13 protein-coding genes are annotated in these 23,489 nt (G+C 57.3%); 7 read left to right on the top strand and 6 right to left on the bottom strand.

What is annotated here, in order from left to right; all coding sequences use genetic code 11:
* Window positions 1-663, bottom strand: coding sequence for a heme oxygenase (biliverdin-producing) (locus tag O3648_RS04080; RefSeq protein ID WP_371568616.1), 663 nt, complete (start codon window positions 661-663; stop codon window positions 1-3).
* A gap of 235 nt (window positions 664-898) precedes the next feature.
* Between O3648_RS04080 and O3648_RS04075 the strand changes: the two genes are divergently transcribed.
* The 7 genes from O3648_RS04075 (at window position 899) to O3648_RS04045 (ending at window position 13,099) form a co-directional block, all read left to right on the top strand.
* Window positions 899-3,262: an HtaA domain-containing protein gene (locus tag O3648_RS04075; RefSeq protein ID WP_371568615.1), complete on the top strand. Its 2,364-nt coding sequence runs from the start codon at window positions 899-901 to the stop codon at window positions 3,260-3,262.
* Window positions 3,263-3,444: 182 nt separating this feature from the next.
* Complete coding sequence (locus O3648_RS04070; RefSeq protein ID WP_371568612.1) at window positions 3,445-4,608, top strand: hemin ABC transporter substrate-binding protein; 1,164 nt, start codon at window positions 3,445-3,447, stop codon at window positions 4,606-4,608.
* On the top strand, window positions 4,608-5,687 hold the full coding sequence (locus O3648_RS04065) for a FecCD family ABC transporter permease (protein WP_371568610.1): 1,080 nt from the start codon (window positions 4,608-4,610) through the stop codon (window positions 5,685-5,687). The genes O3648_RS04070 and O3648_RS04065 overlap by 1 nt, the downstream gene beginning before the upstream one ends.
* Entirely contained in the window at window positions 5,684-6,454 is a 771-nt protein-coding gene (locus O3648_RS04060; protein ID WP_371568607.1) for a heme ABC transporter ATP-binding protein, read from the top strand. The genes O3648_RS04065 and O3648_RS04060 overlap by 4 nt, the downstream gene beginning before the upstream one ends.
* A 243-nt stretch (window positions 6,455-6,697) precedes the next feature.
* Entirely contained in the window at window positions 6,698-9,256 is a 2,559-nt protein-coding gene (locus tag O3648_RS04055; RefSeq protein ID WP_371568604.1) for an HAD-IC family P-type ATPase, read from the top strand.
* 528 nt (window positions 9,257-9,784) lie between these two features.
* Window positions 9,785-11,857, top strand: a complete 2,073-nt coding sequence (locus O3648_RS04050; protein WP_371568603.1) for a glucose PTS transporter subunit IIA — start codon at window positions 9,785-9,787, stop codon at window positions 11,855-11,857.
* Window positions 11,858-12,070: 213 nt separating this feature from the next.
* Window positions 12,071-13,099, top strand: coding sequence for a dihydrodipicolinate synthase (locus O3648_RS04045; RefSeq protein WP_314066256.1), 1,029 nt, complete (start codon window positions 12,071-12,073; stop codon window positions 13,097-13,099).
* Window positions 13,100-13,281: 182 nt separating this feature from the next.
* Here the strand turns inward: O3648_RS04045 and O3648_RS04040 are convergent, their stop codons facing one another.
* From O3648_RS04040 to O3648_RS04020, 5 genes are all read right to left on the bottom strand, one after another.
* On the bottom strand, window positions 13,282-14,985 hold the full coding sequence (locus tag O3648_RS04040; RefSeq protein ID WP_279755010.1) for an ABC transporter family substrate-binding protein: 1,704 nt from the start codon (window positions 14,983-14,985) through the stop codon (window positions 13,282-13,284).
* A gap of 255 nt (window positions 14,986-15,240) precedes the next feature.
* On the bottom strand, window positions 15,241-16,941 hold the full coding sequence (locus O3648_RS04035; RefSeq protein WP_279741434.1) for an ABC transporter family substrate-binding protein: 1,701 nt from the start codon (window positions 16,939-16,941) through the stop codon (window positions 15,241-15,243).
* Between the two features lie 331 nt (window positions 16,942-17,272).
* A complete protein-coding gene (locus O3648_RS04030; RefSeq protein ID WP_279741436.1) occupies window positions 17,273-18,982 on the bottom strand; it encodes an ABC transporter family substrate-binding protein in 1,710 nt (569 codons plus the stop codon).
* A gap of 444 nt (window positions 18,983-19,426) precedes the next feature.
* Window positions 19,427-21,127 (bottom strand): ABC transporter family substrate-binding protein, encoded by a 1,701-nt coding sequence (locus O3648_RS04025; RefSeq protein WP_371568600.1) that lies wholly within the window; start codon window positions 21,125-21,127, stop codon window positions 19,427-19,429.
* A 410-nt stretch (window positions 21,128-21,537) separates the two neighbouring features.
* Window positions 21,538-23,268, bottom strand: a complete 1,731-nt coding sequence (locus tag O3648_RS04020) for an ABC transporter family substrate-binding protein (RefSeq protein ID WP_371568597.1) — start codon at window positions 23,266-23,268, stop codon at window positions 21,538-21,540.
* Between the last annotated feature and the right edge of the window lie 221 nt (window positions 23,269-23,489).

Raw genomic sequence — 23,489 nt, 5'->3', positions numbered from 1 at the left:
TTATGCCTCGGCGACCTTGCGGCCCAGCTGCGCGAACAGGGAAGCGTTGATGCGGAAGCCTTCGACGCATTCTTCGATGAGAGCTTCGCGCTGTTCGTCGGTCAGGGGTGCGTTGTCGAGCAGTTCTCGGTAGCCGTCCTTGAAGACCTTGGGCTTGGGCAGTTCGGTGAAGCGGTACATGCTCAGTGCTTCGGCTGGGATGCCGTAGTGCCGGGTGACCAGCGCTGCGACTGCCTGGCCACCGGAGAGGTCGCCGAGGTAGCGCAGGTAGTGGTGTGCGAGGTAGCGTTCGGGGGAGTTGACGGTGGCGCGGATGCGCTCTACGTATTCTGCAGTTGCGGGTAGGGGCGCGTCGATGTCGCCGTCCTGGCCGAGTGCGCGGATGTCTGCGCGGATGTATTCTGCGCGGTCGAGGCCGGGGTGGGTGAAGGGTTCGGTGATGGGGTTGGGTTCTGCGCGGTAGTGTTCGGATACTGCTTCGAGTGCTTCGTAGATGTGCACGTACTGGTTGACGAGACGCAGGTATGCCTCGGTGTTGAGGGAGCCGCCCATGAGGTCTTCCATGAAGGTGGAGTGTTCGGCGTTGTCATGGACGTGCTTGGTGCTTTCCTTCAGGCGTGAGGAGAAGCGTTCCTGGGTGGTTTCGGGGGCGGTCACGGTCATTGTGAGTTCCTAAAGTAGCTTGTGGGTGAACAATAAATGCTTTAGTGACACAATGTCACCAAACATGCTACTGACATATTGTCACCAAAAACCGGTTTTGGCAATAGTTTTCAAAAACTTTTGCTAAGGTTTACCTCAGGCGCAAGTCATCCTAGGCATTAAGTTACACAAATATAGGCTAATAAGGCTAGACTTGATACGAACACCACAATCGCAAAATTCAAGGAGACACCGAATGTCTACCCCCTCTCTCACCAAGCGCACTTGGGCGTTCTTGGCTTCAGCAACCATCGGCCTCAGCGGCGTCGCTGGCGTACCCGCGGCCTTCGCAGCTGAAACCAACTCCCACATCAGCGCCGGTGAGGTAACCGCAGCCTCAGAGCAGAGCCTGCAGGACGTCACCGTCAACTGGGGTCTGAAGAAGTCCTTCCGCTCCTACATCAACGGCGCTTTCTCCCAGGGCTCCCAGAAACTGACCGGCGTCACCACCAACGAAGACGGCTCCTACCACTTCACCTCCGCCGAAGGCACCGTAGCCAACGGCGAATACTCCGTCACCTTCACCGGCTCCTCGATTCACTACACCGCACACCACGGTCTGCTGGAAGTCATCATCTCCGACCTCTCCGTCACCATTAAGGACGGCGTGGGCACCGTGCGAGCCAACGTTCAGTCGCGCCCCTACAACGGCAACACCACCCCGAACGACCTGGTCGAAACCAAGAATATGACCATTGGCACTTTCAACGCTTCCGGTCTGAAGGTTGAGGGTAACACCATCACCCTGCCCAGCGTTGACGAGGAAAACGGCACCCGCGTCAAGCTTGCCGAAGAGGCAACCGGCGCCTTCGCGGGCTTCTACAGGGCAGGTCAGGAGCTGGATGCACTCGGCTTCTCCGCAACCATCGTGACCAAGGAAGCACCCGCGCCGAGCCCTGAGCCCAGCAATGAGCCGTCCGCTGAGCCCAGCAGCGAGCCGTCCGCTGAGCCCAGCAACAAGCCCACCTCTGCACCGACCAGCGAGGCACCCAAGCCCGCAGAGCCCACCTCTGCAGCACCGAGCGCTGAGCCCTCCCCCACGGCACCTTCCTCCCCCGCCGCAACCACCGAGCCCAAGCGTGAAGAAAAGGTCACCGGCAACGTCGTCGAGTCCGGCACCCTCAGCTGGGATATCCGTGAGTCCTTCCTGAAGTACCTGACCGGCTTCGCACACGGCTCCGTGAACGTTGAGGGCATGGAGAAGACCGCGGCTGGCGGCTTCAAGTACACTCAGGCATCTGGCGTGTACAACCCCGAGACCAAGACCGGCCAGATCAACTTCGCGGGCATCGCAGAGTTCACCGGCCACAACGGTCAGCTCAAGACCATCATCAAGAACATGCGTCTGGTCGTCGTCAACGGTAAGGGCACCCTGGTCGCTGACGTAGACGCACTGACCCGCGACGGCAAGTCCATTTCCAAGACCGGTCTGGCTATCGCTGAGGTGGACCTCTCCGGCGCGAGCGTGAAGGACGGCTTCTTCTCGGCGCAGAACGCGGCAGTCACCCTCACCGATGAAGGTTCCGATGTGCTCTTCGCGGGCCAGTACCGCGGTGCCGACAACGCCATGGCACCGCTGAATTTCTCCGTAAAGCTCAGCGAGCAGATCGCAGAGAACACCGTTGAGGTTCCCCGCATCTCTGAGAACAAGTCCTCCGAGAGCGGCACCTCCGATAACAAGGGTTCTGAGAACGGCTCTTCTAACGAGGGCTCCTCGAACTCCGGCGCTAACGGCTCCGGTTCTAACGGTTCGGCAGGCGCCTCCGGCAGCGTTTCTAACGGCGGTTCTTCCTCGAACGGTTCTGTTAGTAACAACCCGGCACAGCCGGTCTGCGTACCCGTCACCCGCACCCGCGAGGTGCAGGAGCAGGGCGCATCCGACGGCACCATTAAGAGCGCAAACCTTGGCTGGGGCGTGCGTGATTCCTTCCGCAACTACCTGCGCGGCGGCATTGCAAACGGTAGCTGGGAGCTGAACGGCACCTCCTACTCTTCGGAGGCGTTCAACTGGTCTAACGGTACCGGCACCTTCAATGGCGGTAAGGGTTCTATCTCCTTCAGCGGTTCGGTTCGTTTCACCGGTCACCACGGCATTCTGGATACCACCATTGCGAACCCGCGCCTTGAGATTAACGGCAATTCCGGCACTCTCTACGCGACCATGACCAGCAATGATCCCTCCGGCAAGGCAACTAACTACGGTGAGGTGGCACTGCTGAAGGTGGATCTTTGGGGTCTGCAGAGCTCCGCTGAGGCTGTTAGCGTCAACGGTGCGGCAACCGCCCTGACCGCTGAGGGTGCGAAGGCGTTCGCTGGCTTCTACGATGCCGGTAAGGACATGGCCCCGCTGAGTTTCTCCGCAGCGGTTAACAGCGCGAAGACCACCACCAAGACCGTGACCGAGACTGTCTACGAGGGTGAGGGTTGCGACCCGGTCACCGGCAAGCCTCTGGCTTCCACCGGTGCATCCGGTGTTGAGGGCACCCTGGTTGCAGGTTTCATCGCTGTTGCAGCTGGTGCGGGTACCGTCGTGTACACTCGCCGCCGCAAGAAGGCATAACGGCACCTCACGAGGACGCCCACACTATCGGCTCGCCTGTGAGACTCAACTATGAGGTTCGCCGGTGAGCCGACACGGTCCTGCGGGGGTGCAGATTTTCACTGCACCCCCGCTTCAGGTGCCAGGTTTTGCCCCGGCGCCCACCCCAGTTTTTCTAGCTCCCCTTTTTCTGAGAGACGACGATGTTTTCTTCCCTTTCCTCTTCTGCCCTGAACCGCCGCGATGCAATGAAGTATGCGGCGTTCTCTATCACTTCCGCGTTTCTGCTGAGCTCTTGCGGTGTGGGTACTCAGAACCCGGCTGCTTCTTCAAGTGCTTCGCAGGCTGTGGTGGATGAGCAGAGCACCCGCACCGTTTTGGAGAACCTGGCGGATCAGTTGCGTTCTTCTATTGCCCCTGATCAGAAGGCTCTGCGCGGCCCCAATAGCGCCGCGGACACCCCCGAAATTCAGCCGATGGTCGATACCCCCACTCCGGCTTTCCCGGTAACGTTCAAGGATTTCAACGGCACTGAGGTGACCGTTAAGTCCGCTGACCGTGTGCTGGCGCTGGACCTATACGGCACTCTGGCTCAGCAGATGATTGCGCTGGGTCTGGGCGGTCGTCTGGTCGGTCGTGTCACCTCCTCGACTGAGCAGTCGCTGGCTCATCTGCCGCTGGTGACTCAGAACGGTCACGACCTGAACGCTGAGGCGATTCTGGCGACCTCCCCGAACCTGGTGCTGTGGGATAAGAGTAACGGCCCGATTGAGGTTGTAGATCAGCTGCGCGCGGCGGGTGTGACTGTCGTGGTCTTCGACCATGAGCGTCGTATGGATAAAATCATTCCGCAGCTCAAGGCTGTTGCGCAGGCGCTGGGTGTTCCAGAAGCGGGCGAGCAGGTTGCTACCCGCGTGCAGAATGACCTGGATTACGCCCTGCAGGTGCTCAAGGACGTTGCCCCGAAGGGTGAGCAACAGGTGTCGTTCGCGTTCCTGTACGTGCGCGGTACCGCTGGTGTGTTCTTTGTGCTCGGCAAGGGTTCGGGCGCTGATGATTTGATTCAGGCTATTGGCGGCAAGGATGTGGCATCTGAGCAGAACGCGACGAATATTATTCCGGCAACCAGTGAGGCGCTGGTGAAGCTGAACCCGGACGTGATTCTGACAATGAGCGGCGGCATTAAGTCCACCGGTGGTTTGGATGGTTTCTTGGCTCGCCCGGGTGTGGGTGAGACGAATGCCGGTAAGAATAAGCGCATTATCGATATGGGTGACGGCCAAATTCTGTCCTATGGCCCGAATACTCCAGCGGTGTTACTCTCGCTGGCTAAGGCTGCGTACTCCACTCCTGCAGGAGCCCAGTAGTGGCTGCTATGAAGAGTGCGGCGGGTACGCGGGATTATCGTGCTTCGCGTCGGCGTCGTGCCGGTCTGACGTTTACGTTTTTGGCGGTGGCGCTGTGCGCTGTGATGGTGTTGTCTGCGGGTTTGGGCCAGTACAATATCCCGATTGATCAGGTGGTTGCTTCTGTTGGCCGCCGTCTGGGTCTTGCACCGGAGAACCCGGCGATGCAGCTGGCGGATAGCACTCTGTGGAATATCCGTTTCCCACGTGTGCTGTTAGGCGTGCTGGTGGGTGCCGCTTTGGGTACTTCCGGCGCGGTGATGCAGTCGGTGTTTGGTAACCCGTTGGCTGAGCCGGGCGTGATTGGTGTTTCCTCGGGCGCGGCGGTTGGCGCGTGTTTGTCGATTGTGTTGAACCTGCAGTTCTTCGGTATTTTTACGACTCCTGCATTCGCGTTTGTGGGTGCGTTGGCGGTTACTGCACTGGTGTATTTCCTGTCGCGTTCTTCGGGCCGTGCGAAGGTTCTGTCGATGATTTTGACGGGTATTGCGGTGACTGCGGTGGCGAATGCGATTATTGCGTTCCTCATGTTTATTGCTGATACGACGAGCCGCGATCAGATTGTGTTCTGGCAGATGGGTTCGCTGAACGGCTCCACGTGGAAGGCTGTGGCGAGCGTGTGGCCGGTTATTCTGATTGGCTTGGTGGCGTGTTTTGTGATGGCTTCTTCGCTGGATGTTTTGGCATTGGGTGAGCGTGCGGCGCAGCATTCGGGCGTGAACGTGGAGCGTCTACGTGCGGTGTCTATTGCGGCGACGGCTTTGTTGACGGGTGCCGCGGTGGCGTATGCGGGCATTATTGCGTTTATTGGTCTGATTATTCCTCACCTGTTGCGCATGATTTTGGGTCCGTCGAATCGTGTGTTGTTGCCGGCTTCGGCGTTGGGTGGTGCCCTGTTGATTGCGCTGTCTGATTTGGGTGCACGTACGCTGGTACCTTTTGCTGATTTGCCGATTGGTATTTTTACGGCTTTGGTGGGCGGCCCAACGTTCTTCGTGTTGTTGCGTCGTTCCCTGGGCCAAAGCGGAGGTGCTTCGTGAGTGAGTTGTTGAGCCTGTCCGGTGTGTGTTTTAGCGCTGGTGGGCGTCAGATTCTGAATGATGTGTCCCTGTCGGTTTCTGCGGGCGAGGTTGTTTCGCTGATTGGTCCTAATGGTGCCGGTAAGTCGACTCTGCTGGGTGTGATTGCTGGTGATATTGCGCCCAGTAGCGGTGAGATTCTGCTGGATGGCACCCCTTTGGGTTCGATTCATGCCCGTCAGATGGCGCGTCAGCGTGCGATGCTGCTGCAGAAGTTGAATGTGGCGTTTTCATACACGGTGCATGAGGTGGTTCAGATGGGCCGTACCCCGTGGAAGGGTACGGAGCACGCTGAAGAGGATGACGCCGTGGTTGCTTCGATGATGGAGCGTACGTCCGTGACTCATTTGTCGGATCGCGATATTACGACTCTGTCCGGTGGTGAGAGTGGTCGTGCGCATTTGGCGCGTGTGTTTGCTCAGCAGACTCCGCTGATTCTTTTGGATGAGCCGACTGCGGCGCTGGACATTACGCATCAGGAACAGACATTGCGAGTGAGCCGCGAGTTAGCTGCTGAGGGCGCTGCGGTGCTGACAGTGCTTCATGACCTGGACGTGGCGGCTGCGTATTCTGACCGTATGGTGTTGTTGCGTGGTGGTGAGGTGGTTGCTTCGGGCGCCCCTGAGCAGGTATGTTCGGCGGAGTTGTTGTCTGAGGTATATCAGCATCCGATTGAGGTGTTGAGGCATCCGGTGACGAATCGTTTGTTGATTCTGCCGGAGCGCTGATTCTGCTGGTGTGCTGATTCTATGGGGCGTTAGCGAACCGTCCCACAAACACTTTCTACCTCAAAATATGCCAGTATTCGCATATATTAAATCTCCGTCCCGGAATGGCTGTAAATATCAAGCTCATTAACAGGGCGGAGATTATCTTTATCCCCTTCTGCACAGATACACTGAAAGGTAGTGTCCGCAATACTGAACTCTATTCAGTTCAGCATTCCATCCATTCGAGAAAGAGACCCCTGCATGGATCCTCAGCAGAAAACGGCAGCGCCTGCTGTTGCCGGCTACATTCCCGAATATTCTGAAACACCGCATAGCGGATCTTTCGATATTGCCCAGCACGGTTTGAGTAGCAATGATGTTGCTCGCCTGACTGCTGAGGGTAGGGTCAATACCCAGAACACTAAGTCTTCTCGCACGCTGTGGAGCATTATGCGTGCGCACCTGTTCACGGTCTTCAACTTTGTGTTGGGTGCCTGTGGTGCCGTGGTGATCATGTACCAGCGTTGGGCTGATCTGCTCTTCCTGGCGGCTGTTATCGCTAACGTGGTGATTGGTTTTGTGCAGGAGTACAAGGCGAAGCTTGAGCTGGACCGCATCTCCCTGCTGGACCGCTCCCCCGCTACTGCCGTGCGTGACGGTAAGAGCGTTGAAGTTCCGATGGAGCAGCTGGTTGAGGGTGACGTTGTCATCCTCAAGCGCGGCGATCAGGTTCCCGCGGATGCTATTGTGCTCACCTCCGATTCTTTGGAGCTGGATGAGTCTCTGCTGACCGGTGAGAACGACCCGATTGCTAAGCGCCCCGGCGATATGGTGCTGTCGGCGTCGAGTGTGCTGGGTGGTACTGGCCGCGTCCTGCTCTCTCATGTGGGTGCTAATTCTCGTGCAAGCAAGATTTCTGATGAGGCGCGCCAGTTCTCACGTATTCAGTCCGAGCTGCGTGATGCGCTGAACCGTGTGGTCCGCTGGATTACGGTGGGCCTTGCGGTCATTATTCCTGTGGTGTCGTGGGGTCAGATTCAGGCGGCTGGTGGCCTGGAGACCGTGCAGCAGAACCACCTGTGGGAGCAGGTTTCTATTGCTGTGGTGTCCTCGGTTGCTTCGATGATTCCGCAGGGTCTGGCGCTGATGACTACTCTGGCGTTTGCGGCGGCGGCTGTGGCGCTGGGTCGTAAGCACAACATCCTGGTGCAGGAACAGCCTGCGGTTGAGGTTCTGGCTCGTGTGGATGTGGTCTGCTTCGATAAGACCGGCACCCTGACTGAGGGTGGCGTGATTTTTGATTCGGTGCGCCCGCTGGACACCGTTGCTGAGGCTGAGGGCCCGGATGCTGACTCGGCGGAGCACACTTCTTGGCGTGCTTCTCTGCCTGCCGGCTGGAATGAGGCGCTGGCGTGGTTTGGTCACGATGAGAACGCGAACCCGACCGCTGCGGCTCTGACCGGTGGTTTCCCGGATGCTTCGTCGGCGTCGGTGAGCGGTATTGTGCCGTTCTCCTCGGCTCTGCGTTTTAGTGCGATTGAGTTTAAGGATTCGGGTGCGTGGCTTCTGGGCGCTCCGGAGGCGCTTCTCGCCAAGGGCACCGCTGAGCGTGAGCGTGCCGCCGAACTGGCGGCGCTGGGTCTGCGCACGATGGTTTTGGCGCATGCTTCTGCGGTGGTTCGCAACGAGAAGGATGAGCCGATCCAGAAGATCCCGTCGGATGCTGCCCCGGTTCTGTTCGTGATTTTCCGTGAGAATGTGCGTGCGGATGCGCCTGAGATTGTGGAGTATTTCCACCGTCAGGGTGTGACTTTGAAGGTCTTCTCGGGTGATAATCCGTTCACTGTGGCTGCGGCTGCGAAGACTGCGGGCATGGATACGTCTGCGGGTGCGGTTGATGCTTCGACTCTGCCTGAGGACGGTCCGGAGCTCGCTGAGGCTGCGGCTACTCACAATATTTTCGGTCGTGTGTCGCCCGAGCAGAAGAAGAACATGGTGATTGCTCTGAAGGAGCGCGGCCATGTGGTGGCGATGACCGGTGACGGCATTAATGACGCTCTGGCGCTTAAGCATGCAAGCTTGGGTATTGCGATGGGTAACGCGGCTCCTGCGACGAAGGCTGTTTCTCGTCTGGTTCTTCTGGACGGTAAGTTCTCGTCTCTGCCGGCTGCGCTGGAGCAGGGCCGTCAGGTCATTACGAACATTGAGATGGTGGCGAACCTGTTCTTGACGAAGACTGGTTTCGCGATTCTTCTGGGTGTTCTGTTCAGTATTTTCGGTTTGACTTTCCCGTTCTTGCCGCGTCAGTACTCGACTGCGGACTTCTTGATTGTGGGTGCGTCGTCCTTCGCGTTGACTCTGTTGCCGAATTCGCGCCGTTACGTGCCAGGCTTCTTGCGTCGCGTGCTGAATTACACGGTTCCGAACTCGATTATTGTGGTTGCGATGCTGTTGGCGGTGACGTTCACGGCTCGCGGCATGGGTGTTGAGGATATCCGTCAGGTTCAGACGGCTTCGTTCATTACCCTGGTGATGATGGGTCTGTGGAACTTGGCTGCGGTGGCTCGTCCGTTCAACCGTGCTCGTGTTCTGCTGTTTGGTGCGTTGCTGGCGGTGTTCTTCGCGGCGTTGTTCGTGCCGATTCTGGTGGAGTACCACCAGTTCGTTACTGTGCTTCCGCATCTGCTGTGGACAGCTCTGGGCGCCGGTGCTCTGGGTGCCGCGCTGATTGAGGTGAATGCGCATCGTAATCGCCGTTGGCAGAAGCGTAATTACCCTGAGCTGGAGGTTGCTCCGCTGAATTTCTTCCCGGCTAAGTAGTTAGCCGGAAAGGTAGCTGCTTCGGTAGCGTGTGGGCCCCGTATCCTGTGGATGCGGGGCCCTTTCGTGTCTTCGCAAGCATCCCCTCCGTAGTGTTCCGGAACCAGCCTGAGTACTCCTACTAGCACTGCCGATGGTGTGTCTCAGCTATCACTTGGGTGAAATATTTAACAGCTTCTGATAGCTTTTGCCTCTCACCTTGCTCTTAACCTGGGAAAACCCTTAGAGTTACAGGGAACTATTTGAGAAGGGAAACCTTCTTCAGGGTTGTTACTGGTTTGGCAGGCAAGACCTGAGTTACTCAACACCGTATGGGACGGCAGCATATATCTGCCGAGAATCCCCTCTATTTGCTGTACCGAAGCTCCATAGTGGGCACGAGTGTAGTGCTTCCGGTGGTCGAGAGACTCGGGTCTTTTGTGTTTTCTGGACGTGTTTTCCGGGGCTTTTTCGGCTACCGCAACGTCAGATAGGCACAGCCTCCGGCAACAACCACATAGACATTGACCGCATATCTAAGGAAGTATCGTGAATAACCGCGAACTTGGCGAGAAGATTCTTGACGGCCTGGGTGGCCCCGAGAACATCGCGCACATTACTCACTGTGCAACCCGCCTTCGTGTCACCCCTGTGTCTAACGATGCAGTGCAGAACAAGAAGATTGAGGGCCTGCCCGGCGTTCTCTCTGTGATTGAGCAGTCCGGCCAGACTCAGGTTGTTCTGGGCGATCGCGTTGAGGCTGTGTACAACGAGATCAACGCTCTGCCTTCTATGTCCGGCCACGCTGAGGGTGACACCAAGGTTGAGGCTGGAGGCAAGAAGGCTGGCTGGATTACCAACGTCTTCGACGTCCTGTCTGACTCCTTCCGTCCTCTGCTGTGGGCACTGCTGGGTACCTCGATGATTCTGACCCTGATTGTGTTCCTGCAGCAGTTGGGTTTCTTCGGCCAGTACACTGACTTGACCGGTCAGAGCGTGAACATCGACATCATTAACGGTGCTCGCGTGGCTGATAAGGAAGCCGCTACCGCTCTGAACAACCAGTGGATGCACCAGTTCGCTTTCTGGTACATCCTGAAGGCTGCTTCGCTGTCGGTTCTGAACTTCATGCCCATTATGCTGGGTGCTACCGCTGCTAAGCGTCTGGGCGCGAACATGTGGGTTGGTGCGGCTATCCCCGCTGCACTGATGACCGGTACTTTCACCGATCTGACTGCTCTGGCTGACCCCGCCACCAAGATTCTGAACGTTCCGTTCTTCGGTCTGGATCTGCCGCTGTACGCGTTCAGCTACACCGGTCAGGTCTTCCCCCCGCTGCTGGCTGTTGCTTTGCTGGCTCCGCTTGAGCGCTTCCTGAAGAAGGTTATTCCTTCGATGCTGCAGATGGTGTTCGTGCCGATGATTTCGGTCATGATTCTGGTTCCGGTGACCGCGTTCCTGGTGGGCCCCATCGGTATCGGTGTGGCTATGGGCATCTCTGACTTCCTGAAGATGATTAACGATGTTGCTCCGGCTCTGGTTGGTGCTCTGATTGCTGGCCTGTACCTGTTCATGGTTCCGCTGGGTCTGCACTGGCCGCTGAACGCTGTCATGATTAACAACCTGCAGACCATGGGTACTGACTTCATTCAGTCCCCGATGGGTGCGTACAACTTCGCTGTGTTCGGTCTGGTCACCGGTGTGGCTATCCGTGCGAAGCATGACCGTGAGCTGCGTCAGACCGCTATCGGTGCGTCGATGTCCGGTCTGCTCGGTGGTATTTCTGAGCCGTCGATGTACGGTGTGGTACTGCGTTACAAGCGCGTGATTCCGATTATTCTGGTTCCCGCTGTTATTGGTGGTGCTACCATTTCCTTCCTGGGTGTTAAGTCCTACGCGTTCGCGTTCACTTCGCTGCTGTCGATTCCGGCTATGCAGCCCTCGTACCTGTACGTGATTGGTCTGGCTATTGCGTTCTTCGGCGCTATGACCGGTGTTCTGCTGTTCGGTTACGAGTCGAAGGCTGACGCTGTAAGGCACGCTGCGGAGCGTAAGGCTGAGGATGCTGAGGCCGCTCCTAAGGCTGAGGCTGTTGCCGCTAAGGCTGCTCCGGCTGCTGCCGCTACTACGACCGCCGTTGCTGCACCCGCTGCTTCCGCCGGTGAGGTCATCGAGCTGCACGCCCCCATTGAGGGTACTGCTGTTGCTCTGTCTGATGTTCCGGACCCGATCTTCGCTGCTGGCAAGCTGGGCGAGGGTGTGGCGATTGAGCCGACCGGTACCACCGTGGTTGCTCCCGCAGCCGGTAAGGTTGCTGCAACCTACCCCTCGGGCCACGCTGTGGGCCTGAAGCTGGAGAACGGCATTGAGCTGCTAATTCACGTTGGTCTGGATACCGTGAACCTGGACGGTAAGGGCTTCAGCGTGAAGGTTGCTAAGGGCGATGTTGTTGCTGCTGGCGACGCTCTGATTGAGTTCGATCCTGAGGTTATCAAGGAGGCGGGTTACCCGCTGATTACCCCGGTTATCGTGACCAACACCCGCAAGTTTGCTGAGGTCAAGGGTCTGCCGGGCGTTGCTCACCAGAACCTGAGCACTGTCCTGAAGGTGACCACTAAGTAGTTCGCTATATAGGCTCTAAGGGGCCCCACCATTACGGTGGGGCCCCTTTCCTTATATCACCCCTTTCCTTATATCACCCCTTTTCATATGCTCTGCTTCCTGATGTGCTGATTCTTTGGGTCGGGTTTGCTGGGGCGTATGCACTAGCCGGGGGTATTTCTGCTAATGTAAGAATAAGCTCAACAAGGAAGTTCTCAAGTGATAGGGAGTACGATGATGTCTTCTGATACTAGGACATGGGATACCGGGGTGTGGGAAGAGCAGCAAAAAGAGCTACGCGCTCTTTCTCCTGTTCGGCGGCTGATGCGCCGGCTCAATCTTGAGGCGCTCGTTTACGAGTCCGCGCCGTTCCCGGTTCTGTTGCGTAAGCTCTCCGCGCTGATTCCAGCCTGCCTTCTGTGGTGGGTTATCTACGAGCCGCACCGGCTTGCTTCCTCCACCAGCCTCCCCGAGGGTACTCATGCTATTACGCTACTCCCCGGAGCCTGGGGTGACCCCGCTACGGGGGCTTATGGAGGTCTTCCTGAGCTGCCGGGGGTCCTCGTGCGCTGGGTGCTGTGCATCGCGGCAATGGTGGCTGTCGTTCATCTCTGCGGCGTCAAGGCGAAGGGTCAGAGCTTCACCATTCCTCACGATGCGCGTTCACGGCTGATTGCGCTGATGCAGGCTCTGGGCATTTTCGGTGCTTTCGCCCTGGTCGTCTGGATCGAGTACATGATGACTCCGCTGACCCTCATGTTTGAAACCGTGTACGCGGGCCCGACCGCAGCCTATAGCGGCGACGGCATGATTCCCCTGCACCTGTTCCTGTCCTCCTCGTTGAGCGCTATTTTCTTGGGCTATTTTTGTGTGAACATTCTTGCCTCGCTGAATATCCCCGGGTACCTGGGCATCCCCGCAATTATTTACGTGGGGGCGCTCCCATGGGCTCAGGCGGAGCGGCACCAATTCACCTTGGCGCTGGCGTGGGTCATTGCGGTGACGCTCGTGAGTTGGCTGGTACGCGGCATGTGGGGCACCCTGCTGGCATGCGTGGGCTATTCTCTCTGGATTGTGCTGGTGGCAACCAGCGGTGATCCTTTTGACCTGTCCGCCAATATGAGCCGTGTGCTCGTAATTTTGGGTTTCCCGCTGGCTTTCATCGTCGCTGGAGGCGGCATTTACCGCATCTTCTATCTGCGGCAGAACCCGAAGATGTTGAGGTACCTGCAAGAGCGCGCCCTGTACCTGGGCGAGTGGTAGCAACCGGTTAGGGCGATGTTCCCCTAGTTTTTGTAATTACATATCCCGCTAATGTATCCAGCTAAAGGACACAGAACAAGCGGGACAGAAAATCCCGGGCACTCTCTCGTGAGAGTACCCGGGATTTCGAGTCCTACAGGACGACTAGAGCATTACCGAAAAGGGTATTACTCCCGTCTGTTCTACTCCTGCCAGCCAACGTTGACCCAGTAGTCAGCGCTGGTGTAGCTCTGCTTGAACAGGGACGGACCGTAGTTCGCGACCTTAGCCTTGACAGCGGCGTACATCGGGCCGTTTGCGTAGGGCAGGTACACTGCGACCTTCTCGTAGTAGAGCTTCTCCGCCTCGTTAGCGATCTTGATGCGCTCGTCTTCCTTCTCGGTGTTCTGCAGCTTCTCGATGAGCTTATCAACTTCGGGGTCACCGACTCCGAACACCTCGGTGGTGAAGAAGTAGGGTGCCGAGGAAGCCAGGTCGGGCAGAACGCCCCAACCGGTGAAGATTGCTTCGTAGCTCTTCTGGCCGAGCACGGAGTTGGAGTTCGACTGCGGCTGGTTGTCAGCGCTCAGGCGGATACCTGCGGACTTCAGCTGCTGCTCCAGAATCTGGTAGACAGCCTGGTAGACCGCCTCGGAACCGAAAGAGGTCAGAGCGAAGCCAGCAACCTTGCCGTTCTTAGCGTAGTAGTCGCCGGACTTGGAGTAGCCTGCGGCCTCCAGAATCTTGCCAGCTGCCTGTGCACCGGTGTCACCAGCGTAGTTGTTCTGGTAACCCTTCTGGAACGGCATTGCGATGATGGAGCCGGGCAGCGGCTCGGTCCAGCCGAGCTGCGAGAAGTATGCCTTAGCGATCTGCTCGCGGTCCACAGAAGCAAGGATTGCGCGGCGCAGTGCCAGATCCTCGATGCGCTTGGGGTTCAGCTGAATGATGTTGACGTTGGTGTTCTGGCTCTGGCGAATCTCGGTGCCAGCCTGGCCCTTCACAGCGTTGTAGCTGGTTGCGCCGATGAAGGTGAACGCGTCCAGTTCGCCGTTCTTGAAGCTTGCACGGATTGCTTCGGAGTCCATCTGACGCCAGATGATGCGGTCCAGGACCGGCTTCTCGCCCCACCACTTGTCGTTCTTGACCAGGGTGAGAACCTTCTGGGAGGAGTTCCACTCGCCAATCTTGAAGGGACCTGCCCAGTACTGGTCGAGGGGCTTGTCAACGAAGCCTTCGTTGAAGAGGTTGACATCTTCCAGTGCGGGGTGGATTGCGAAGGCGCACAGACCCTCGGAGGGGTAGTACGGGGTCTTCATGGTGACCTTAACGTGGAAGTTGTCGCCGTCCACAGCCTCGATGCTTTCAACCTGCTGCCACATGGTGTTGTCGGTGATGTGGTAGGGGTTGTCGGTGGTTGCGCGGTAGACCTTCCAGCAAGCCTGCACAGCCTTCACGTCCATGGGGGTGCCGTCGTTGAAGGCAGCCTTGGGGTTGATCTTGAAGGTCGCGGTCTGCACACCGTTGACGGTTTCGGTCTTGTGCTCGAGGCAGAACTCGGGGTTGAGGGTGCCTTCACCGTCAGGGCTCATAGTGTAGAAGCCCATAACAGCGGGGATGTTGCAGGGTGCCAGCGCATCCAGGTTGCTGGAAGTATAGCCGCTCTGGGTCTGCAGGTTGAAGTTGGGGCCCAGCGCAGTAGCTGCGAGGGTCAGGGTTCCGCCCTGCTTGAGGGAGGAACGGTCCTGCTTGTTGACCTGAAGGTTCTTCAGAATATCTTCAGCGTTGCTAGCGGCGCTACCGCCAACCTTTTCCTTCGAGCCGCCGCAGGCAGCCAGCAGACCGACGGTGCCGAGGGCAACGGTGCCGGTCAGGAGGGTACGGCGAGAGACAGACATGCTCTTCATGGAATTTCTCCTAGAGTATTCGCAGTGTTGTGGAGTCGGTACGCGAACGGTGCGTAGCCAGCACTCCAACCCGGCGGGAGGACAGTCTCTGCCGGGGTGGGCAGAATGCCCACATTTGCTTTTAAGTATATCCTTGCTACTCTCTAGGGCATGGAAAAGCGGCGCGCTACAGAAGGTTTTAATCCTTTTGTAACACGCCGCGGTAGCGCTTTTGCCCTTATGGGGTGTGTGAGCTGTGCTCAGCGCTTAAGATTTTTACTTTTCCCAACCGACGTTGATCCATACGTTCGGGTTGTAGTAGGGCAGACCGAAGAGCATGGGACCGTAGTTCGCCAGGCCCTTACGGCATGCCTTGAAGTTTGGGCCGTTGTGGGTCGGGACGTAGATTGCGACCTCGTCCATGTGGCGCTTCTCCAGCTCGTTCATGATCTTGAGCTGTTCCTTCGGGTCCTCGGTGGACATCATGGTTGCTGCCAGCGAGTCCAGGTCCTTACCGTGACCGTTGTTGGTCGCGGAGATGTAGAAGTAGTTCGCTGCGTCCACCGGGGAGGTGGTGATGCCGTAGCCGCCGCTCTTGATGGTGAAGTTCTTCGCAGAGATGATGCTTGCCATTTCGGATGCACCGTGGTTGTCGATGCTCAGCTCAATACCGATTTCCTTCATCTGCTGGGTGAGGAACTGTGCGGTGGAGCTGACGACCGGGTCGGTACCGAAGGTGGTCACCGAGTAGGAAGCCTTAACCCCGTCCTTCTCGTAGTAGTCGCCATTCTTGGTGTAGCCTGCATCCTCGAGGATCTTGGTAGCTACGTCCTTGCCGAGCTTGGTCGGGTAGTTGTCCTGGTAGCCTTCCTGCATGGGCAGCATGCACATGGAGCCGGGCAGGTTTTCCTTCCAGCCAAGCTTCTCGTAGCGCAGCTTCAGCAGCTGGTCACGGTTCAGAGCTGCAACGAATGCGCGGCGTACGGGCAGGGGCATCTTTTCGGGGTTGATTTCGTAGTTGCCCACGGCCAGTGCGCTACCCTTGCGGATATCGGTGTTTGCCACGCTGGAGAGCTCATTGTAGGAGCTGAGGGTGCTTGCGTCAGCGTAGTCGATTTCGTTGTTCTTGAATGCTGCCTGCTCTGCCTGGGAGCTCATTTCACGCCAGATAATACGCTCAAGCAGAGGCTTGGTGCCCCACCACTTCTCGTTGCGGACGACGGTGAGCACCTTGGAGGAGGAGTTCCACTCGCCGACCTTGAAGGGACCTGCCCAGTACTGGTCGAGGGGCTTGTCGTTCAGGCCGTCGTTGAAGAACTTGGGGTCGGCGAATGCCGGGTGCAGGAACGAGGTGAAGCTGCCTTCGATGGGGTACCAGGGCTTGGACATGGTGACCTTCACGTGGCGGGTATCGCCGTCCACAGCCTCGACGCTTGCGACCTGTTCCCAGATGGGCGAGGGGGTGATCTGGTAGTCCGAACCGGATGCCGCGGCGGTGTAGATGGTCTGGTAGCTCTTGACGGCGTTCACGTCGATGGGGGTGCCGTCGTTGAAGACTGCCTTGGGGTTGATCTTGAAGGTGACGGTCTGCACGCCGTCAACGGTCTGAGCCTTGTATTCGGTGACGTAGTCCTCGTTCATGTGGCCTTCACCGCGGAAGTCGGAGTAGTAGCCGCCAGTGAATGAGGAGTTAATTGCCGCCTGAATATTTAGGTTACCTGCGGTGTAGCCGTTGGTGTTGAGGATGTTAAAGTTCGGGCCAATGCCGTCTGCGCTCAGTCGCAGCTCGCCGCCATCCTTGAGGGCGGAGCGGTCCTTCTCGTTGTAGGAGACTGCCTTGGAAAGGTCGTCGCCAGCGGAGAGAGCGTTGCTTTCGTTCTTGGCGGAGTTGCCGCCGCAGGCTGCGAGCAGGCCGACGGTACCCAGGGCAACGGTGCCGGTGAGCAGGGTACGACGGTTGAGAGTGAAAGTGGTCATTAGTTTTCCTCAGTTAGGTGGGATGCTGCTTTGCTGTACGCGGGGGAACACAACCCGCACACCTTTGTGACAGCACACACATTTTGCATTGGCAACAGTATACACACATTTCCCACACAATATGACCCAGTTCACCATTCCAGGGAAATATTTCAGTCAATCCCCGAAACCACCCCACCACAAAACCACCCTTCAAAAACACAGAAAAGCCCCGCAGTACCCCACCTCTGAGGCGGAATACCGCGGGACTTTACCCTTCCGGAGTCTTATGCCGGCGCCTCCGAAAATTCAGAAACCCCCGGATAGAAATCCAGAAAATTAACCTGTGGCTTTAGTTCTGCCAACCCACATTGACCCAGCGCTTGGGGTCGGCGTAGCTGGTTGCGAAGAGGGAAGGACCGTAGTTAGCCAGCTTCTCCTTCACAGCTGCGTAGCTGGGACCGTTGCCGTAGGGGAAGTAAATAGCAACCTTCTCCATGTGCTGCTTCTCAGCCTCAGCAGCCATCTTCAGCTGCTCATCATGGGATTCCTTCTCGTAAATGGACGCAATGAACTTATCCAGCTCGGGATCACCCACACCCTCGTTGATTTCGCTGGTGTAGAAGTACTGAACGCTGTCTGCGGGGTCAGCACCAATACCCCAACCGGAGAAGGCGCAGTCGTACTGCTTGGAGCCCATCACGGAGTTGAACTGGGACTGCGGCTGGTTATCCTGCTCGAGCTTAATACCTGCCGCCTTGAGCTGCTGCTCAAGGTTCTGGAACTGAGCCAGGGAGGTTGCATCCGAACCGAAGTAGGTGATGGAGAAGCCTGCAGTCTTGCCGTCCTTGGCGTAGTAGTCGCCGGACTTGGAGTAGCCTGCTGCCTCCAGGATCTTTGCCGCAGCCTCGGCACCGGGGTTGGTGGGCATAGCGTCCTGGTAGCCCTTCTGGAAAGGCATAGCAATCAGGGAGCCGGTCAGAGGCTCTTCCCAGTTGATCTGGCTGAACTTGACCTTAGCCAGCTGGGAGCGGTCAACCGCGGCGAAGACTGCACGGCGCAGGGCGGTGTCGGTCACGCGGGTCGGATTGAACTGCAGGTTGACGACACCGACACTCTGACCGGAGCGAATCTGAACACCGGGCTGACCCTTGACAGCGTTGTAGGTTGCCAGGCCAGCAAAGCCGATACTGTCCAGCTCGCCATTCTTGAACGCTGCGCGCTCTGCTTCGTCGCCCATTTCGCGCCAGATAATGCGGTCCAGCAGAGGCTTCTCGCCCCACCACTTGTCGTTGGGCACGAGGGTGAGGGTCTTAGCCGAAGAGTTCCACTCGCCAATCTTGAAGGGGCCGGACCAGTACTGATCCATGGGCTTGTTCACGAAGCCGTTGTTGAAGAGCTCCTTGTCGGTCAGTGCGGGGTGCAGACCGAGCAGGCCGAGGGTCTCAGCGGGGTACAGGGGCTTGGACATAACGATCTTGACGCGGGTCTTGTCGCCATCCACGGGGTCGATGGACGCCACCTGCTGCCAGAAGGGAGCTGCGATGACGTTGTAGCCGTCATCGGGGTTGCGGTAGACGGTCCACGCGGCGCGGATTGCCTCAATGTCAACGGGGGTGCCGTCGTTGAAGACAGCCTTAGAGTTGAGCTTGAAAGTGATGGTCTGCACGCCACCAACGGTCTCTGCCTTGTAGTCGCTGACATAGTCGTCGTTGAGGCTGTATTCGCCAGCAGGGCTCAGGGAGGTGAAGCCGATAGCGGAGGGAATGTTGCAGGCGCCACCGAATGCGGTGAGGTTCTCGGTGGTGTAGCCGCTCTGAGTCAGAATGTTGAAGTTCGGGCCGATTGCGGAGACGCTACCGCGGAAATCGCCACCCTGCTTGAGGGAGGAGCGGTCCTGCTTGTTGATTTCGAGGTTCTTGACGATTTCCTCGGTGCTTGAAGCAGCCTTACCGCTGATCTTCTTGTCAGAGCCACCACCGCATGCAGCGAGCAGGCCGACGGTACCCAGGGCAACGGTGCCGGTCAGCAGGGTACGGCGGTTAATACGTAGATGAGTCATGTGTTCTCCTCGTGCCGGAGGGCTCAGGTGCTATTCGATAAGCGCACCGTGTTGTGCGCCGTTTTTTGCGGGAGCGCCGAAGCTCCCGCCCATCACCTTTGTGAGAGCCCCCACATATTTTGTAATTGAAACACAGTATACCCCCAAAAGAAGCGACGCAGACCACAGTCCAGGCTCTGGAAGAACTATACACTGTCTAAAAGTCATAGATTCAGCATCTGAACCCGCATCATCACGCGGAAGCCGCGTGCAAAAACTAAAAAATGAAATATTATGTCGCATTGGCGCGCGAGCGTGTCACATCCAATACTTTGAGAGTCATTACAGGGTAAAAGCATATCAACGGGTAGCTAAAGCACCCCTGCACCTTCCAAAAGAAAAAGCTCCCCCGCCCCTATACGACACTGCGAAAACGTATAGGGGCGGGGAGCTTAAAACTGCGGCTTATGCCATCCAGCCGACCGTAGACCAGTCAGTACTCTTGAAGAGGAACGCACCGTAGTTAGCGAGCTTCGGGCGGCATGCCTTAAAGTCTGGACCATTGAGGAACGGGACGAAGAGGCAAACCTCGCTCATGTGCTTCTTCTCAATTTCGTTGCACTTCTCGGCGCGCTTAGCGTCGTCGAGAATGGTGACCATCTCGTCGACCATAGCGTCGATTTCGGGGGTGCCGACGCCGTTCCAGTTCTTGGAGTGGTAGAAGTACTCGGCAGCACTGGTCGGATCGGAGCCCACACCGAAGCCCGAAATGCTTACGTCGTACTCGCGGTTACCAACAACCTTCGAAAATTCGGACTGTGCACGCGAATCGAGTTCGAAGTTAATGCCGATTTCCTTCATGCTCTGAATGAAGGTCTGTGCCTGGCCCTTGGTGGTGGCGTCATCACCGAAGGTGGTCAGCTTCAGGGTGATGGTCTTGCCGTCCTTCGCGTAGAAGTCGCCAGACTTGGTGTAGCCTGCATTCTCCAGGACCTTACGTGCTTCCTCCTGGTTACGTGCCGGGTAGTTGTTACGGTAGGACCGGGAGGAGCTCAGCAGAAGCATCGAGCCGGGAACTTCTTCTTCGTAGGGCAGGCCCTGGAAGCGAATCTTTGCCAAAGCACCACGGTCGATACCCAGGAAGATTGCCTTACGCACGGCAGCATCAGTGATGTGCTGTGCGTTCAGGTTCATGCCGCCGGCGAAGAGGCGGCGACCGCGGCGAATTTCGGAGTTCGCAACGTCCTTCATTTCGTTGTAGGCGCTGAGGGTACGTGCTTCCACAGCATCCAGTTCGCCGTTCTTGTATGCGGCGCGGGCTGCAGCGTCTGCCATTTCACGCACGACGATGCGGTCCAGCTTAGGCTTCTCACCCCACCACTTGTCATTGGGAACTGCAGTGAAGGTCTTCTCGGAGGAGTTCCAGCCATTGGGTGCCAGGGTGAAGGGGCCGCAACCGAGCTCGGGGTGGGGGTTGTCCACGAAGCCTTCATTGAAGAGGTTTACGTCGAGCATTGCCGGGTGCAGGATTGCGACAAAGAGCAGACCCTTGACGGGGTTGTGTGCGGTCTTGAAGACAACGCGTGCGTGGTAGCGGTCGCCGTCGATAGCTTCAACACTTTCGATGAACTCGTAGATACCTGCTGCAGCAATCTTATATTCACCCTCGGGGTCACGCTGAATCTGCCAAGTTGCCTTGAGAGCCTCAATGTCGATGGGGGTGCCATCATTGAAGACTGCCTTGGGGTTCAGGCGAACCTCTGCGGTAATCTTGCCGTCTACTTCCTTAGCTTCGAAGCCGAGGCAGTAGTTGGGGTCGATCTCATCTTCACCCTTGTAGGTGCTGCGCCAGATGCCGGCGCTGGCGATAACACCCATGGTTTCGGAGACGGAGGTGCTGGAGCCGTTCTGGGAGAAGCGGTTGAAATCCGGACCCAGGGAGTAGGTGCTCAGGTTCAGGGTACCGCCCTGCTTGAGCTTCGAGGGGTCCTGCTCGTTAATTTCGTAGAGCGGGGTTTCGCTTGCCTTGTGCTCGGTCTTGGAGGATGAGGAGCCACAAGCGCTCAGTACGCCGGCAGCAGCGACGGCGGTTGCGCCGCCAAACAGTACGCGGCGGCTCATGATCGGGTTGAATCCGGAGAGGGAGGGGATGGGGTGGGGGCTCATGATGGGCTCCTTGTGGGTGTAGACTGCGCTAATGCAGTGTTTGCAGTGTAAAGTGGGTGGCTCGTATGCTCTGGCGGCGGGGTTTCCGCTTACAGGAGCGCCTGCCATCTGCGGTGATGGGCGGGCAGGTCATGCCATGGAAAATAATGTGACCTAAATCTATTTTTTAAGCCACATTTAATATTTTTAGTAGTGTACACCACACACATCACTACAAGTGTGCACCACGATAAATATTTCTTAATTATTACGACAGAACCTAAATCCACCTCACCAAAACCCCACCACCCGTCGCGCCGCACGCCCTCCCCCGCCACCCAAAATCCCGCCTCCCAAAATGACTAACGGGCACAGCAAAGCGGGTCGAACGCGCACATACGCATTCGACCCGCTCACAAGACAGGCTCCTTTTAGGAGTTCATCCAACCCACAGCAGCCCAGTCCATCGACTTATACAGGCGCGGACCGTAGTTAACCAGATTCTTCTTGACCATCACAAAGTCAGGACCGTTCGTGATGGTACCCAGGAAGGCGAACTCAGCCATGTGCTTCTTCTCAATCTCGTTGCAGGCGAGGTTACGTTCCTTATCATCCTCAATGAGGGTCATGGCGTCGATGAGGGCATCGATTTCCGCGCTACCGATACCCTCGTTGTTCTCGGAGTAGTAGAACTGCTTGGTACCCTCGGTCGCGTCAGCAGAGACCAAGTAGCCACTGAAGGAAATATCGTAGTCCCAGTTACCCAAAATGGTGGCGAACTCACTATCAGCGTGCTGATCGATCCGGATCTCAATGCCGACATCCTTCATCTGCTGAGTGAAGGTCTGAGCCTCACCCTTGGTGGTCGGGTCATCACCGAAGACCACCACTGCGCAGCCAGCCTTCGTGCCATCCTTCTCGTAGTAATCGCCGTTCTTGGTGTAACCGGCGGCCTCCAGGATCTTCTGCGCCTCCGAAACGCTGTTATTCGGGGTAGGGTAGGAATCCTGATAGTAGGACGAGAAGGGCATGTGAATCATCGAACCGGCAACAGTCTCCTCGTAGGGCAGACCCTGGAACTGAATCTTTGCGAGTGCTTCACGGTTGGTACCGACGAAGATCGCCTTACGCAAGGCAGCATCCTTGACGCGGCGAGGATTGATATCCAGACCACCGGCGTAGAGGCGGGTGCCCTTACGCAGTTCGGTACCCGCAATGTTTTTCACCTCAGCATAGGTGGAGGAGGTGCTTGCACCGATAGCGTCAATTTCATCGTTCTTAAACGCAGCACGTGCAGCGCTGGACTCCATCTGGGTAAAGACAATCTTGTCCAGCAGGGGCTTGGCGCCCCACCACTTGTCGTTGGGTGCAACACTGAAGGTCTTCGCGGTGGAGTCCCAGCCCTTATCCGCCAGGGTGAAGGGGCCAGCCCAGTACTCGGGGTGGGGCGCATCCACGAAGCCGTTGTTGAAGAGCTCGACGTCTTCCAGTGCGGGGTGCAGAATCTCAGAGAAGAGGCTCTGCAGCGGGTAGAAGGGCTTGGAGAAGGTGACGGTTGCACTGTAGTCGTCTTCGCCCTTTTCTACGGATTCAACGAATTCGTAGATGCCGCTGGAGACAATGTTGTAGCCGTTATCCAGACTCTTGAAGATGTTCCAGGTGGACTGGAGCGCCTTGTAGGTGATGGGGGTGCCATCGTTGAAGACAGCCTTGGGATTGAGCTTGACGGCAACCTGAATCTTGTCACCCTTCTTGCTGCGCTCGAAGGAGACAGCGAAGTCGGTGTTTAGCTTGTAGGTGCCGTCAAAGTCGAGGTTCCACATGCCAGCCTGGCTGATGGTGCTCATAACGTTGAGGTTATCGCTGGTGTTACCGCTCTGGGTGTAGAAGTTGAAGTTCGGACCAATGGATCCTGCGGGCAGGCGTAGGATGCCGCCCTTCTTCAGGCTATTCACGTCCTGAGCGTTGATGTTGTAGAGGTCTTCGATATTGGCACCGGCGCCGGCAGCCTTGGTCTTTTCAGAGCTTGCACTGCCGTTGCCGCAGGCGCTGAGCAGACCTACAGCCCCCAGAGCCGCAGTGCCGCCAATGAGGGCGCGGCGGCTGAAGCTGTTCTTGGTCGCTTCGTGGCTACTCGCGGTGTATGCGGTGTTGGCGGTCATGGGAGTGGTTTCCTTCTGTCTTGTGCGGGCGGGTGTATCCCGTATTCCCGAAGTAATGATTATTTATGCAGAGCACTGCATAACTTTGTATGACTTCACTGTAGCGCACCTCGAGAGTGGAAGCCAAGCATTTTTCACAATATTTCTTAATATTTATCGTGTTTTTTGAATATTCATACTATGAATACCCTGTTTTTACACGAATTTTTCGGTTTTACACC

The sequence above is a fragment of the Rothia sp. 27098_8_161 genome (assembly GCF_041432905.1).
Lineage (GTDB): Bacteria > Actinomycetota > Actinomycetes > Actinomycetales > Micrococcaceae > Rothia.
This window is presented reverse-complemented; position numbering and strand designations above follow the sequence as displayed.

Coding starts and splice junctions, on each gene's coding strand:
- O3648_RS04040 (WP_279755010.1), bottom strand. CDS start 14,985: ATGAAGAGCATGTCTGTCTCTCGCCGTACCCTCCTGACCGGCACCGTT.
- O3648_RS04055 (WP_371568604.1), top strand. CDS start 6,698: ATGGATCCTCAGCAGAAAACGGCAGCGCCTGCTGTTGCCGGCTACATT.
- O3648_RS04045 (WP_314066256.1), top strand. CDS start 12,071: ATGATGTCTTCTGATACTAGGACATGGGATACCGGGGTGTGGGAAGAG.
- O3648_RS04020 (WP_371568597.1), bottom strand. CDS start 23,268: ATGACCGCCAACACCGCATACACCGCGAGTAGCCACGAAGCGACCAAG.
- O3648_RS04070 (WP_371568612.1), top strand. CDS start 3,445: ATGTTTTCTTCCCTTTCCTCTTCTGCCCTGAACCGCCGCGATGCAATG.
- O3648_RS04030 (WP_279741436.1), bottom strand. CDS start 18,982: ATGACTCATCTACGTATTAACCGCCGTACCCTGCTGACCGGCACCGTT.
- O3648_RS04080 (WP_371568616.1), bottom strand. CDS start 663: ATGACCGTGACCGCCCCCGAAACCACCCAGGAACGCTTCTCCTCACGC.
- O3648_RS04035 (WP_279741434.1), bottom strand. CDS start 16,941: ATGACCACTTTCACTCTCAACCGTCGTACCCTGCTCACCGGCACCGTT.
- O3648_RS04025 (WP_371568600.1), bottom strand. CDS start 21,127: ATGAGCCCCCACCCCATCCCCTCCCTCTCCGGATTCAACCCGATCATG.
- O3648_RS04075 (WP_371568615.1), top strand. CDS start 899: ATGTCTACCCCCTCTCTCACCAAGCGCACTTGGGCGTTCTTGGCTTCA.